The organism is Aquimonas sp., from assembly GCF_044377145.1.
Taxonomy (GTDB): domain Bacteria; phylum Pseudomonadota; class Gammaproteobacteria; order Xanthomonadales; family Xanthomonadaceae; genus Aquimonas.
Genome location: NZ_JBILJQ010000018.1, coordinates 1 through 13,790, shown reverse-complemented (window position 1 = coordinate 13,790; position 13,790 = coordinate 1). Strand labels below are relative to the sequence as shown.

At 68.9% G+C, this 13,790-nt stretch carries 12 protein-coding genes; 8 read left to right on the top strand and 4 right to left on the bottom strand.

The genetic code is table 11. The features are described 5' to 3' along the window. Nucleotides 1-40 precede the first annotated feature (40 nt). Both ACIQ7H_RS07840 and ACIQ7H_RS07835 read right to left on the bottom strand, forming a co-directional pair. On the bottom strand, nt 41-1,252 hold the full coding sequence (locus ACIQ7H_RS07840; RefSeq protein WP_395790110.1) for an endonuclease/exonuclease/phosphatase family protein: 1,212 nt from the start codon (nt 1,250-1,252) through the stop codon (nt 41-43). After that, a complete protein-coding gene (locus ACIQ7H_RS07835) occupies nt 1,233-1,466 on the bottom strand; it encodes a hypothetical protein (protein ID WP_395790108.1) in 234 nt (77 codons plus the stop codon). Before ACIQ7H_RS07835 ends, ACIQ7H_RS07840 begins: the two co-directional genes overlap by 20 nt. A 177-nt stretch (nt 1,467-1,643) precedes the next feature. Between ACIQ7H_RS07835 and ACIQ7H_RS07830 the strand changes: the two genes are divergently transcribed. Continuing rightward, nucleotides 1,644-2,249, top strand: coding sequence for a serine/threonine-protein kinase (locus ACIQ7H_RS07830; protein WP_395790106.1), 606 nt, complete (start codon nt 1,644-1,646; stop codon nt 2,247-2,249). Between the two features lie 21 nt (nt 2,250-2,270). Then, entirely contained in the window at nt 2,271-3,974 is a 1,704-nt protein-coding gene (locus tag ACIQ7H_RS07825) for a tetratricopeptide repeat protein (RefSeq protein WP_395790104.1), read from the top strand. A gap of 436 nt (nt 3,975-4,410) precedes the next feature. Here the strand turns inward: ACIQ7H_RS07825 and lpxL are convergent, their stop codons facing one another. Further along, entirely contained in the window at nt 4,411-5,313 is a 903-nt protein-coding gene (gene lpxL / locus ACIQ7H_RS07820) for an LpxL/LpxP family Kdo(2)-lipid IV(A) lauroyl/palmitoleoyl acyltransferase (RefSeq protein ID WP_395790102.1), read from the bottom strand. Nucleotides 5,314-5,460: 147 nt separating this feature from the next. Here lpxL and ACIQ7H_RS07815 point away from each other — a divergent pair, with 147 nt between their 5' ends. Continuing rightward, nucleotides 5,461-6,177 (top strand): LytR/AlgR family response regulator transcription factor, encoded by a 717-nt coding sequence (locus tag ACIQ7H_RS07815; RefSeq protein WP_395790100.1) that lies wholly within the window; start codon nt 5,461-5,463, stop codon nt 6,175-6,177. Between the two features lie 149 nt (nt 6,178-6,326). Here the strand turns inward: ACIQ7H_RS07815 and radC are convergent, their stop codons facing one another. Then, nucleotides 6,327-7,001 carry a DNA repair protein RadC gene (gene radC, locus ACIQ7H_RS07810; RefSeq protein WP_395790098.1) on the bottom strand — a complete coding sequence of 225 codons (675 nt, stop codon included), beginning with the start codon at nt 6,999-7,001 and terminating at the stop codon, nt 6,327-6,329. Between the two features lie 121 nt (nt 7,002-7,122). Here radC and coaBC point away from each other — a divergent pair, with 121 nt between their 5' ends. The 5 genes from coaBC (at nt 7,123) to ACIQ7H_RS07785 (ending at nt 13,139) form a co-directional block, all read left to right on the top strand. Next, the gene (gene coaBC, locus ACIQ7H_RS07805) at nt 7,123-8,334 is read left to right on the top strand and encodes a bifunctional phosphopantothenoylcysteine decarboxylase/phosphopantothenate--cysteine ligase CoaBC (protein ID WP_395790096.1); all 1,212 of its coding nucleotides are present in this window, start codon (nt 7,123-7,125) and stop codon (nt 8,332-8,334) included. Then, nucleotides 8,331-8,795 (top strand): dUTP diphosphatase, encoded by a 465-nt coding sequence (dut, locus tag ACIQ7H_RS07800; RefSeq protein WP_395790094.1) that lies wholly within the window; start codon nt 8,331-8,333, stop codon nt 8,793-8,795. Before coaBC ends, dut begins: the two co-directional genes overlap by 4 nt. A gap of 53 nt (nt 8,796-8,848) precedes the next feature. After that, the gene (locus ACIQ7H_RS07795) at nt 8,849-11,176 is read left to right on the top strand and encodes a phosphomannomutase/phosphoglucomutase (protein WP_395790092.1); all 2,328 of its coding nucleotides are present in this window, start codon (nt 8,849-8,851) and stop codon (nt 11,174-11,176) included. Between the two features lie 194 nt (nt 11,177-11,370). Then, a complete protein-coding gene (gene waaA, locus ACIQ7H_RS07790) occupies nt 11,371-12,690 on the top strand; it encodes a lipid IV(A) 3-deoxy-D-manno-octulosonic acid transferase (protein WP_395790192.1) in 1,320 nt (439 codons plus the stop codon). An 8-nt stretch (nt 12,691-12,698) separates the two neighbouring features. Then, the gene (locus ACIQ7H_RS07785) at nt 12,699-13,139 is read left to right on the top strand and encodes a CoA-binding protein (protein WP_395790090.1); all 441 of its coding nucleotides are present in this window, start codon (nt 12,699-12,701) and stop codon (nt 13,137-13,139) included. Nucleotides 13,140-13,790: the final 651 nt, after the last annotated feature.

Sequence of the window (13,790 nt, the reverse complement as noted above, 5' to 3'; positions counted from 1 at the left end):
ACGTCTGTCCGCGGCCGCAGGGCCGCCGCCCATGACGACCTCAGATCATCCGGCTGCACCCGTTTCTCGGCCCACTCGCCACCCGATTCCGGTGTTGTGAGATGTCAGAACGTTCGATCGCACGCGAGCGCGAGCAGGCCGCGCCAGGACAACGCGGACATCCAGGGTTCCCGGCCGGTCGGCCGCAGGAAAGTGATGGTGCGGAGTCCAACCGACTGCGCCGGTGCCGCTGTGCAGGTGGCTCACCGCTTGGTGTGAGCGCGCGCTTTGGCGATGGGTGGTCGAGCTGCAGCCGCACCCACGCCGGCCGATGGTCCGAGCCGATGTCCGGCCCGCGCGCCTGCGCCTGCACCGACCACGCCTTCGACACCAGCACATGGTCGATCGGCAGGCCGCTGATCGCAGCGACCGCGCTTGGCCAGGTCGGTGCCAGCCCGCTGGCGCGACGCAGGCCATGCTCAGCCAGTCCGGCGAACCCTGATGACCAGGGCGTTGCGTTGAGATCGCCGGCCAGTACGGTAGGCAAGACCTTCGCATGCGCGGCCCAGACGCGCAGTGCGCCGTCGCGCGCGCGGTGGAAATGCGGCGACAGCGGCGGGATCGGGTGGACGCCCAGCACGCGGATCGGCTGGCCGCGGAAGTCGACGAGCGCGTTGATATGGGGGATGCCGTCGGCGTCATGACGCAGCTGCGCCTCGATCAGCGGGTATCGCGACAGCAGGCCGATGCCGAACGGCCCCTGCTCCGGCGCCAGCTGCCGATACGGATACCCGGCTATGGCCTCGATCTGGCGCGCGTGCGATGGCGTGAGCTCGGTCAACACCACCAGATCAGCCCGGGTCGAAACCAGCCAGCCCAGCAGCGGCTGCAGGTCGCGCTCGCGGTGGTGCAGGTTGGCGGCAACCACACTCAGGCTCGGCCCGTTGCCGACTGCGCGCGGTGCCATCGGCGCGACCGTCCACCACGGCAGCGCCGCCAGCGGCAGCAGAAACAGCAGTCGCCAGCGCTGGGTCCGCGCGAGCTGTGCCAGGGTCGCGATCAGCAGCAGCTGGGCGTAGAGCCACTGCCAGTGACAGGCGAGATCCAGCAGCCAGTACAGACGTGGACCGAGTGCCGTGGCCTGCGCCGACCACAGCGGCAGGCTCAGGCCGAGTGCGCACAGCGCGATCAGGGTCGGCAGCCGCCATCCGCTGCGCTTGCGCGAGCGCCGGGTCGTGCCAGCGGCGGCGGCTTCAGCGTGCAGGCAGGGCACCGAGTTCGGTCAGCAGGGCGCGTCCGAGTTCGATCCGCTTCGGCGCGAGCGCCCGTTGCGGCGCCCGAGCTGACCAGCACGAAGCTGCCCTGCAGGCCGTGCTCGGCGAACAGCGCGGCCAGCCGAACTCCGGCTGCGGCATCGACATCCGCAGCGGCATCGCCAGGGCGGCCAGCAGCAGGATGACAACACTATGCAGGGTGAGCTTGGACATGACGGCTCCAAGGGCATGAGGGCTGGGCAGCTTGCAGCCGGAGCGTGGCCACGGATCAGCGCAAGTGTGGCGGTCTGCGGGCGGATGGGCTTGCCGCGCCGCGCACCGCCCCTGCACTGGCGTCGCCGCCCAACTTGTCGATAATGCGGGCAAATATGTGATGAGCGGCACATTTCAATGGTTCCAGATCTCGGCGACGCCGACGACACCCCAACCCGCAGCCTGGACGCGGCGCCCGGTCGTAGCGGTAGTGGCATCGGCCCCGGCCAGCGCATTGGCCCCTACCTGCTGAAAAGCGCCCTCGGCGCCGGCGGCATGGGTGAGGTCTGGCTGGCCGAGCAGCAGACACCGGTGCGCCGACCGGTGGCGCTCAAGCTGATGCAGCGCCAGCTGCTGAGCCCACTGTCCGAGGCCTACTTCGAGGTCGAGCGGCAGGCGCTGGCGCGGATGGACCATCCGGCGATCGCCAAGGTCTTTGATGCCGGCCGCACCTCCGAAGGTCATCCATGGTTCGTGATGGAGTGGATCAATGGCGTGCCGCTGAACGCCTGGTGCCGCGGCCAGGGTGCGGCGCTCGATGTGCGGCTGCGTTTGCTGATGGCGCTGGCCCGCGGCGTCCAGCACGCGCATGAGCGTGGCGTGCTGCATCGCGATCTGAAGCCCGCCAACGTGCTGGTGGTCGAAGTCGATGGCCAGCCGCAGGTCAAGCTGATCGACTTCGGCATTGCACTCGGCATCGGCGCCGGAATCACCAGCGGCAGTCTGGAATCGCGCAGCTACTAGGGCGCTGGCAGTGGCGCCTACATGAGCCCGGAGCAGCGCAGCGGTGCCGCCCAAGCGGTCGACCCGCGCTCAGATGTGTATGCGCTCGGCATGATTCTGCTCAGCCTGCTGCTGCCCGAGGCGCGGCTGTCGGCACTGGGCGAGGGCATCGAGGACGCTCAGCGCCTGCGCCTGCGCATCGATGCCCGCCTGCGCGCCGGCCGTGGCCATGCCGAGCCGCTGCTGGATGCGGTGCCGGTGCCCCTGCTGCACGTGCTGCGGATGGCGCTGGCGCCGCAGCAGTCCGAGCGCTACGGCTCGGCCGAGGCCTTCGCCGATGATCTCTCGCGCTGGCTGCGCGGCCGCCCGCTGCTGGCGGTGCCGGTCTCGCGGCGCTATCGCATCGGCTGTTTCGTGCGTCGCAATGCGCTGGCGGTGGGTGCCAGCGCCGGTATCGTGCTGGCCCTGCTGGCCGGCCTGGGGATCGCGCTGTACGGCCTGCAGCGCGCCGAGCGCGAGGCTCAGGGCAGCCGCGCGATGGCCGAGTTCCTGTCCAGCGTGCTGACCAGCGTCGACCCCGAGCACGCCGCCAATCTCGACCGCAGCCTGCTCAAGCGCATCCTCGATCAGGCCTATGAGCGCGCCGAACGCGAGCTGGCACAGCGCCCGGAGGTGCTGGCTGATGTGCTCGGCACCATCGGCAACACGTACACCAATTTTGGCGAGATCGAGCGCGGCCTGGAGGCCAGTCGACGCGCGCTGGCGCTCAGCCGTGCGGTGCAGGGTGATGCGCACCCGAGCAGCCTCCGGCTGGTCCGCCGCGTTGCCGATGGTCTGGCTGCGCAGGGCTCGCCGGCCGAGGCCGAGCAGCTGACGCGCGCCGCCCTGCAGCATGCACCGGCAGCACTGGCCGAACTGCCGCGGGAGTGGTCGGATCTGCAGCTCAGCCTGGCCTGGGCGCTGCGTGATCTCGGTCGCTATGACGAGGCCCTGATAGAGGCGACGGCGGCGCGCGAACGCCTGCAGGCAATAGGCCCGCAGGAGGACCCGGACCCACTGACCGCCGGCTATGTGGTGTCGGTGGTGCTGAGCGATCTGGGCCGCCTGGACGAGGCCGAACAGGTGCTGCGGCCGCTGCTGGCGGCGCGCCAGGCGCGCGACGGTGAAGACCATCCACGCACCCTGCGCCTGTCCAACAGCCTCGGCGTGCTGCTGCTGCTGCAGCAGCGCCGCTACGCCGACGCCGAACCGGTGCTGCGACAGACCCTGCAAGGCCTGGAACGCAGCAATGGCCCGGATCATCTGGGCACCCTCGGTGCGGTCAGCAACCTGGCCGGTGCGCTGCGTCAGCAGGGCAAGCTGGAGGAGTCCGGCGCCTACTACCAGCGCGCCTACACCAGCTTCGTGCGCACCCTCGGCGAAGGCCACCCGCGCAGCATCATGAGTCGCGCCAATCTCGGCAATTTCGAGCTCGACAGCGGTGATGCCGAGGCCGCACTGGCGAGCCACCTGCACGCACGGGCACTGGCGACCGAGCACATGGGCGCCGAACATCCGTTCATCAGTGAAACCTATCTCGGCGCCGGCAAGGCGCTGGCCGCACTCGGCCGGATCGATGAAGCGCGCGCCGCGCTTGAGCACGCGCTGGCGCTGCGGCGCGCACAGCACGCGCCTGGGCATCGCCTGATCGTCGCGGTGGAAACCGAGCTGGCCGCGCTCAATGCCAGCAGTTCATCGGCCGAATGATTGCTGCGGTTGAAACCGCCGACTGTATGCGTCCCACCGGTGTGGCGGATTTGCTGGACTTGCTGTAAGCCACATTCGCTGCGTGGGTGAGGGTTGTGGTTGAGGGGGACAACACACCTCGCAAGAATGCTCCCCTCTCCCCCAACCCCTCTCCCACAAGGGGAGAGGGGAGCCGAGCACTACCACTACATCTCGCACTATGTATCGGGCCGCCTCAGTAAAGCCCCTCTCCCCTGGTGGGAGAGGGGTTGGGGAGAGGGGGACAACGCGCCTCGCAAGAATGCTTACCCTCTCCCCCGGCCCCTCTCCCGCGAGGGGAGAGGGGAGCCAAGCACAGACATCTGGCGCGATGCATCGGGCCGTCTCAGCTGAAGCCCCTCTCCCCTGGTGGGAGAGGGGTTGGGGAGAGGGGGACAAGCCACCGCACCCGCGACCCTCAGTAGAACGGCGCCTCACCCGGCGGTCGGCGCTTGTAGCGCTTGTGGATCCACAGGTACTGCGCCGGCGCCTCGCGCACCATCGCCTCGACCGCAGCGTTGACCCGCGCGGTGTCGGCGGCGATATCAGCGCTCGGAAAATTCGCCAGCGGCGCGCCGAGCTTGATCACGTAGCGGCCGCCTTCGCGCCGATGGAAGAACGGCACCACCGCCGCGCCCGACAGCCGCGCCAGCTGATGTGTCGCGGTGATGCTGGCCGCGGGGATGCCGAAGAACGGCGCGTAGACGATGTCTTTGCCGAGCATGTCCTGGTCCGGCGCATACCAGAGCACGCCGCCGCCCTTGAGATGGCGAATCGCCGCGCGCAGCTCCTCGCGCTTGAACATCGCGCTGGCGTAGCGCATCCGCCCGGCCAGCACCGCCGCTTCCAGCACCGGCTCGTCGTGGGCGCGGTACATGCCGGCCACCGGCAGATAGGCAGTGAGCAGGCGCCCGCACACCTCCAGCGTGGTGAAGTGGCCGGACACCAGCAGCACGCCCCGGCCCTGCGCGAGCAGCGCCTGGACGTGCTCCGCGCCCTCCACCGAAAGCCCCTTGCGCAGCGGTGCCTCGCTGCCAAACCAGGCCCGGGTGAACTCGAAGGCCGCGGTGCCGAGCGCGCGGAAATGCTCGCCCAGCAGCCGCTTGCGCGACTCCGTATCCAACGATGGAAAGCACAGCTCCAGATTGCGCGCGGCCACCTTGCGCCGGCTGCGCGCAAACACATAGAGCAGGCGCCCCAGCACGGGGCCCAGGCGCAGCTGCAGCCACCAGGGCAGGCGGCCGACCAGCTTGAGCGCGGCGACACCTAGCTGGGCCGGCCAATGGCGCGGGGCGCGAAGATCAGAAGGCGATGACGTCATCGCCGGAGTTTAGCGGCTGCACGGCCCGCGTCGAAGTCACGCCGACACCGATGCCGCGTCAGCGCTGCCGCCACGCGGCGAAATCGGCGAACATCGACCCAGCCCCGCCGACCCAGCGCAACCCGCCCCGCCCAGACAAGTACAGGCATGAACAACCGCATCCGCACCCTGCTGGTCGACGACGAGCGCCTGGCCCGCGCCGAACTCAGGCGCCTGCTCGGCGCACATCCGCAAGTAGAGATCGTCGCCGAAGCCGAACACGCCGACGCCGCCCTGGCCGCACTCGATCAGCACCAGCCCGAGCTCGCCTTTCTCGACATCCGCATGCCCGGCATCAGCGGCCTGCAGCTGGCGGCCGACATCGAGGACCGCTGCCAGTTCGTGTTCTGCACCGCCTACGACAGCTTCGCGATCGACGCCTTCGGCCTCAACGCGCTCGACTACCTGGTCAAGCCGGTCGATCCCGAACGGCTGGCGCGCACCCTGGCGCGGGTACAGCCGCGCAGCGCCGGCGCCACCATGGCACTACCGATGGAGCACGGCCTGCTGCTGAAGTTCGGCGACAGCGCACGGATCGTGCGCCTGCGCGAGATCGACCGCTTTGACAGCGTCGGCAACCACGCCGCCGTGCACACGCCGCACGGCCTGGCCTACGTGCTGAGCTCACTCAGCCGGATCGAACAGCGGCTGGACCCGGCCCACTTCTTCCGCGTCAACCGCAGCTGCATCCTGCGGCTCGACGCCATCCGCAGCCTGGAACCCGACGTCGGCGCCGGACTGGTCGCCCGCCTCGCCAACGGCAGCGAAGTCGAAGTCAGCCGCCGCGCGGCGCAGCAGCTGCGGGCGCGGATGGGGGGGGTCTGAGTGCCGGGATTCGGGATTCGGGATTCAAAGCCGGCTGAAGGGTGGGGCGCAGCATCGTCTCGCAGGCCTGCGGGAGCGCGCCCGATCCACACCGGTTCGATGACGCGCCACTCGCCGATTCGCCAGCGCTCAGTCGCGGGGCAGCGTTCTCACAGCATCCCGCGCGCCGCGAACGAGTACGGCTCGCCGTCGCCGACGATGAAGTGATCCAGCACGCGCACGTCGATCAGGGCCAGTGAATCCTGCAGGCGGCGGGTGATCTGACGGTCGGCGGCGCTGGGTTCGTTGACCCCGCTGGGATGGTTGTGGCCGAAGATGACCGCCGCCGCGTTGTGCCCCAGACAGCGCCGCACCACCTCGCGCGGGTGGACTTCCGAGCCATCGATGGTGCCGCGGAACAGTTCCTCGAAGGCGATCATGCGGTGCCGGCTGTCGAGAAACATGCAGGCGAACACCTCCTGCGGCTGTTGGTGCAGGCGCTGTCTGAACAGCTGGCCGGCGCTGCGTTCGTCAGTGACGGCGGGGCCGCGTTCGAGCTGGGCGGCCAGCACACGCGTGCCCAGCTCCTGCGCCGCCAGCAGCAGTGCACAGCGTGCCGGCCCGAGGCCGCGCTCACGCAGCAGGCCGCTGCTGCCCAGGCCCAACAGCGCGCCGAGGCTGCCGTGGCGCCCGATCATGCCGCGCGCGGCGCTGACGGCGTCCTCGCCACTGCTGCCGGAGCCCAGGAACAGGGCCAGCACTTCGGCATCGCTGAGCGACTGCGCGCCGCGCGCCAGCAGCTTCTCGCGTGGACGTTCGGCCTCGGGCCAATGACGGATCGACATGGAAGCAGCACCGGATGGAAACGGGAGGCGGCAGTCTGGCCTCCGTCGGCACGGCTGTCGGTCCGGAGAACTGCGCCCTTTCGGGTAATCTATCGGCCGCTTTCTGGGTAGGACTTTTCCGGTGACGGTTCCATATAGCGCACCGCGCATCCTGCTGGGTGTTTCCGGCGGTATCGCGGCCTACAAGTCGGCCGAACTGGTGCGCCTGCTGCGCGCCGGTGGCGCCGAGGTGCAGGTGGTGATGACCGCTGCCGCCGCCGAATTCATCGGCCCGCTGACCTTGCAGGCACTGTCCGGGCGTAGCGTGCGCAGCTCGCTGTGGGACGCCGCCGCCGAAGCTGCGATGGGGCATATCGAACTGGCGCGCTGGGCCGATCTGGTGCTGATCGCGCCCGCCACTGCCGACACCCTGGCCCGGCTGGCTCAAGGCCGTGCCGACGATCTGCTGAGCACCCTGTGCCTGGCCTCGGACCGCCCGCTGATGCTGGCGCCGGCGATGAATCGTCTGATGTGGGCGCACCCGGCCACGGCCGCCAATGTCGATACCCTGCGCCAGCGCGGTGCGCGCGTGCTCGGGCCCGGCGTGGGCTCCCAGGCCTGTGGTGAAACCGGCGAGGGCCGCATGGTGGAGCCCGCCGACATCGCCATGCATGCGCTGGCCGCGCTGCGGCCGCCGGTGCCGGGCTTGGCCGGCCGGCGAGTGCTGATCAATGCCGGGCCGACTTTCGAGGACATCGACCCGGTCCGTTTTCTGGGCAACCGCAGCTCCGGCAAGATGGGCTTCGCCCTTGCCGAGGTGGCTGCGGCCTCGGGCGCCGATGTCGAGCTGGTGGCCGGCCCGGTGGTGTTGCCGACACCGCCCGGAGTGCAGCGGGTCAATGTGCGCAGCGCCGCGCAGATGCACGCCGAAGTGATGGCGCGGGTAGAGGCAGCCGATGTGTTCATCGCCGCGGCGGCGGTCGCCGACTACCGTCCGCGCGAGTGCGCCGCGCAGAAGATCAAGAAGTCGGCCGACACCCTGGCGATTGAATTCGTGCGGAATCCCGACATCGTCGCTGAAGTCGCCGCGCGTCAGAATCGGCCGCTCGTGGTCGGTTTTGCCGCCGAGACGGTCGACGTCGAACGCTACGCACGCGACAAGCTGGAGCGCAAACGGCTGGACCTGATCGCGGCCAACGACGTCGCCGCGCCGGGTCTGGGCTTCGAAAGCGACTGCAACGCGCTCAGCGTGCTGTGGGTGGGCGGGCAGGCGCGGATCGAGGCGGCGCCGAAACTCGAAGTGGCCCGACTCTTGCTGACGCTGGTCGCAGAGCGCATCCGGGGTGAGCGATGAGTGCGCCGCAGGGGATCGATTTCCGGGTGCTGGACCCGCGTCTGGGTGCGGAGTTTCCGCTGCCGGCCTACGCCACGGCGGGCTCGGCCGGTATCGACTTGCGAGCCATGCTGGAGCGGCCGCTGCAGCTCGAACCCGGGCAGAGTGAACTGGTTCCAAGTGGAATCGCGATACATTTGAACGATCCGGGCCTGTGTGCGGTGATCCTTCCGCGCTCGGGTCTGGGCCACAAGCAGGGTCTGGTATTGGGCAATCTGGTCGGCCTGATCGACTCGGACTACCAGGGCCCCCTGCTGGTGAGCCTGTGGAACCGCAGCGACCGCGCCTGCACGGTCGCGCCCGGGGATCGAATTGCGCAGCTGGTGGTGATGCCGGTGCAGCGGGTGCTGCTGCGGCAAGTGGAAGCGTTCGAGGCGAGCGCTCGGGGCGAGGGTGGTTTCGGCCACACCGGAGTGCGCTGATTCATCGGGTGGGGGCGCCGGACAGCCTGTCCGGGCAAACGGGAAATGTGGCGATGGCGAAGCGCAAGAAAAAAGAGCAAGAACCGTTTCAGCTGCCGCCCGAGCTGCAGGCCCTGCGTCGCCCGGTTCTGTATGGCGTTGTACTGGTGGCCCTGGTCGGCGGCCTGTTCATCATCTGGCAGGGCCTCGAAGCCTGGCAGACCGGTCGCTCTGCGCCGCGACTCGAAGCCCTGCGCGAGCAGTTGTCCACCGCGATCCAGGAAGATCTCGACGCCCGCACGCGCCGTATTGACGCCGCGGTGGCTGACCCCTATCTGCGCGCCGACCTCGCCGCTGGTGCACTCGAATCCGCCGCTGGACGCGCGGCCAAGGTGTGGAACGACGCGCCGCGCCTGAGCGCCTTCAGCGCCCAGCTGCAGGAAGTGTTCGGCCCGGATCTCGGCACGTTCGGCTACACCCGTCTGCAGCTGATCAACCGCGCCCGCATCGCCGATGGCCCGGTGGTTGGAACGATTGGCAAGGGCACCCAGGTCGGCATGGGCATCGCCGCGCCGGCCCGCGAGGAAAGCCGCACCCTCGGCGTGATCCTCGCCGAGTTCCCGGTCGAGCCCTACATCGAGCAGGTGCGGGCAGCCAATCTTCCCGGCGGCTATCTGGATCTGCGCACCGAAACCACGGTGCTGGTCGCCAGCGGCGTAAACGAACTTGCCAAGGATGCGCGCACCGTCCAGATTGCCGGCAGCGGCCTCTGGCTGGGTATCGCCTCGCCGCCAATGGTGACCATGATCCCCTACGATCCACCGGTGCAGATGGGCCTCGGCCTGATCGCCCTGCTGCTGGCAACCCTGCTGCTGTGGCAGCTGCGGCGTGCGCCCGAGTTTGGCGCTGCGCCGGTGCGCGCCGACGAGCCGACCTTCAGCCAGACCTTGGCCCATCAGCAGCAGCCGGATCCGAAGGACAAGGCCGAACCGCAGCCGGTCGCACCGGCCTTGGCCAAGCGCGCGGTCAGCGTCGACCGCAGCATTTTCCGTGCGTACGACATCCGCGGCGTGGTCGGCAAGAGCCTGGACGAGGGCGTGGCACGGCTGATCGGCCAAGCGGTCGGCAGCCTGATGGCCGAGACCGGCCTGCGCGAGATCGTGGTCGGTCGCGACGGCCGCTTGTCCGGGCCGGCACTGTCGGAAGCCCTGATCGAAGGACTGCGCGCAGCCGGCCGCGATGTGATCGACATCGGCATGGCGCCGACGCCGGTGGTGTATTTCGGTGCGTTCCAGCTCAACACCGGCTGCTGCATCGCGCTCACCGGCAGCCACAACCCGCCCGATTACAACGGCTTCAAGATCGTCGTCGGCGGCGAAACCCTGCACGGCGGCGCAATCCAGAACCTGTACGCGCGGATCGCCGAAGGCCGGCTGACGCATGGAGGCGGTGGCGGCCTGCAGCAGTTCGACATTCTGGATGACTACGTTTCGCGCATCGGCGGCGACGTGCAGCTGGAGCGCCGCCTGCGGGTGGTGGTCGACTGCGGCAACGGTGTCGCCGGCGTGATCGCGCCGGCCGTACTCGAAGCCATCGGCTGCGAAGTCGAACCGCTGTACTGCGATGTCGATGGCAACTTCCCCAACCACCACCCCGATCCGTCCGAACCGGAAAACCTGCGCGATCTGACCATGATGGTCAAACGCCTGGGCTTCGACCTCGGTATCGCGTTCGACGGTGACGGCGATCGCCTGGGCGTGGTCAGTGCCGACGGCGAGAACATCTTCCCCGACCGTCTGCTGATGCTGTTCGCCCAGGACGTGCTGAGTCGCAATCCGGGCGCGGCGATCATCTACGACGTCAAATGCACCGGGCACCTGGCCGGGCACATCCTGCGCAACGGCGGCAGCCCGATCATGTGGAAAACCGGTCACTCGCTGATCAAGGCCAAGATGCGCGAGACCGAGGCCGAACTGGCTGGCGAGATGAGCGGCCACTTCTTCTTCCGCGAGCGCTGGTTCGGCTTTGACGACGGCATCTATGCGGCCGCGCGTCTGCTGGAAATCCTGGCGGCGGACGGCCGCGAGCCGGTCGAAGTGTTCGCCGAGCTGCCCAAGGGTGTGTCCACGCCCGAGCTCAAGGTGCACATGGAAGAAGGCGCCCACTACGCCTTCATGGAGCGCTTCGCCGCCCAGGCCAAGTTCGAGGGCGCGAAGATCGCCACCATCGACGGCATCCGTGCTGACTGGCAGGACGGCTGGGGCCTGGTGCGCTGCTCCAACACCACGCCCTGCCTGGTGCTGCGCTTCGATGCCGACAACGATGTAGCGCTCTCGCGCATGCAGGAGACCTTCCGCGCCCAGCTGCTGGCGGTGGATGCCGGCTTGAAGCTGCCTTTCTAGCCGCTGATGACCCAGTGCGCACCCGATCCGGCAGGGCCTGGTCGGGCCGCACGGAGAGCAGGCGTGTCGCCGACCCGCGCGGCGATCAATCTCCCGTCAGCCAGTCGGTCGCCATGCCCCTGTTATCCTTCCGCCATGCCCGCGCATGACCTCGCCGGCGCCCGCCTGTGTCCCGGCCTGCGAGCCGCTGCATGATGCGCGCGCTCTACACCCTCGCCATGTACCTGCTGACGCCGTTGATCTTCTACCGGCTGTTGGCGCGTGGCCTGCGTATGCCCGGCTATTACGCGCGGTGGCGGGAGCGCTTCGGCTACTTCCGGCAGCCCGATTTCAAGGAAAGCCTGTGGATCCATGCGGTGTCGGTCGGCGAGGTCAATGCCGCGGCGCCCTTGATCGAAGCCCTGCGCAAGCGCTACACCGATATCGCCTTCGTGGTCACCACGGTCACCCCGACCGGCTCCGACCGCGTACGCCAGCTGTGGGACGACAAGGTCTTCCACGTCTATCTGCCGTATGACCTGCCGGCGGCGGTCAAGCGCTTTCTGCAGCGCACCCGGCCGCGGCTGGCGGTGGTGATGGAAACCGAGATCTGGCCGAACCTGTTTCTGAGCTGTGAGGCGGCCGGCATTCCGGTGGTGGTCGCCAACGCGCGTCTGTCGGACAAATCCCTGCGCGGCTATGGGCCGGTGCGGCCGATCATCCGCGCTGCCATCCGCAGTGCGCGCTTTGTGGCGGCGCAGTCGCAGCAGGACGCCGACCGTCTGCTGACTCTGGGGGCGCGGCCGGAGCGCCTGCGCGTGGTCGGCAATCTGAAGTTCGATCTGCAGGTACCGCCAAGCCTGTTCGAAGACGCCGCCGGCGCGCGCGTGCGCTGGGGTAGCGCGCGGCCAGTGTGGATCGCCGCGAGTACCCACGAGGGCGAGGAACTCGCGGTCATCGAGGCGCACTCGCGGCTGCTCAACCGCTTTCCGGATGCGCTGCTGCTGGTCGCGCCGCGCCATCCGGAACGCTTCAAGCCGATGGTGCAGTTGTGTCGCAGTTACGGCTTCGCCACCCGCACCCGCAGTGAGGACGACGACCCCGACGGCCACTGCCAGTGCTTCGTCATCGATACCCTCGGCGAGCTGGTGAATTTCATCGCCTGTGCCGACGTCGCCTTTGTCGCCGGCTCGCTGGAGGCCATCGGCGGCCACAACGTGCTGGAGCCCGCCGCACTCGGCGTGCCGGTGCTGGTCGGCCCGCACACCTTCAATTTCGAGGAAGTCACCGATCTGCTGCTGGAACAGGGCGCGGCGCTGCGGGTGGCCGATTCCGAAGAGTTGTCGAAGGTGCTGCAGGTGCTGCTGTCGGACCCTGCCCAGCGTCAACGCATGGGTGAGGCGGCCCAGCGTACTGTCGGCACCGAGCGCGGTGCGGTCGACCGCACGCTCGAGGTCATCGGCCGCCTGCTGCGCGGCGAAATCGAGCCCGGCGCCGACGCCAGCGACAGCCGCCCATCGATGCGCGGGCGCTGACTCTCGCCATGTCCGAACAGCCACGGCAGCTCGAAACCGATAGCGAACTGAGAGCGCTGCTGATGCGCGTGCGCCGCATCGCCGTACTCGGCATCAAGACGACTGCCGCCGCTGCGCAGCCGGCGTACTACGTGCCCGAGTATCTGCAGCGTGTCGGCTTCGAGATTGTTCCGGTGCCGGTGTATTACCCGGAGGCGACCGAGATCCTCGGTCGACCGGTGTATCGGCGTGTGCAGGAGATTCCCGGCGCAATCGACCTGGTCTGCGTGTTCAGGCGGCAGCAGGATCTGGCCGCCCATCTGGATGATCTGCTGTTGGCCCCGCCGGGTGCGGTCTGGCTGCAGTCGGGCATTCGCGACGATGCCTTCGCCCGCCGCCTGACCGAGGCGGGAATCGATGTGGTGCAGGACCGCTGCCTGATGGTCGAGCATCGGCGCCTGCGCGGGTAGCGGGCGATTGATCCGGCCTGCTGAGGTTGGAACGGGGAGTCTTTCAAGCGGTGGGTCTGGGTTGGGGGTGGGTGGTGTGATTGCACTTTCACCAGCACGAGCACGAGCACCGTCCGGCGTGGCGTGGCGTGGCGTGGCGAGCGAGAGCTTTCGGTCGGCCCTGCGGGCCGTCCGAGTCACGTTCTCTTGAGTGGCCACTGCGCCGCAGTAGCGGCGCGAACGCCGAAGGCGGCCCCGCAGGGGCGAAGGGCAGGATGCCCGGAGTCAGAGAAAGTAACCAAAGAGAAGGGCACCCCACGTCCGCGCCCTGCGTGCATCCTGCACTCCGGGTACGCGTGAGTCGGTCGGGGTTTTCGGACAGGCCATCCATGGCCTGTCGAAAACCTCGCCGGCATCCCTGCCGGCGACCCTTCGGGCGATTCGACCGCCTCCCGCCGCTGCCCAGGGGCCCCGGGTAGAGCGCGGGCGTCGTGCCCGCAGGAGCTGGAGCGAAGCCACAGCCGAAGCCGAAGCCGAAGCCGAAGCCGAAGCCAAGACCGAAGCCAAGACCGAAGCCAAGACCGAAGCCAAGACCGAAGCCAAGACCGAAGCCAAGACCGAAGCCAAGACCGAAGCCAAGACCGAAGCCAAGACCGAAGCCAAGACCGAAGC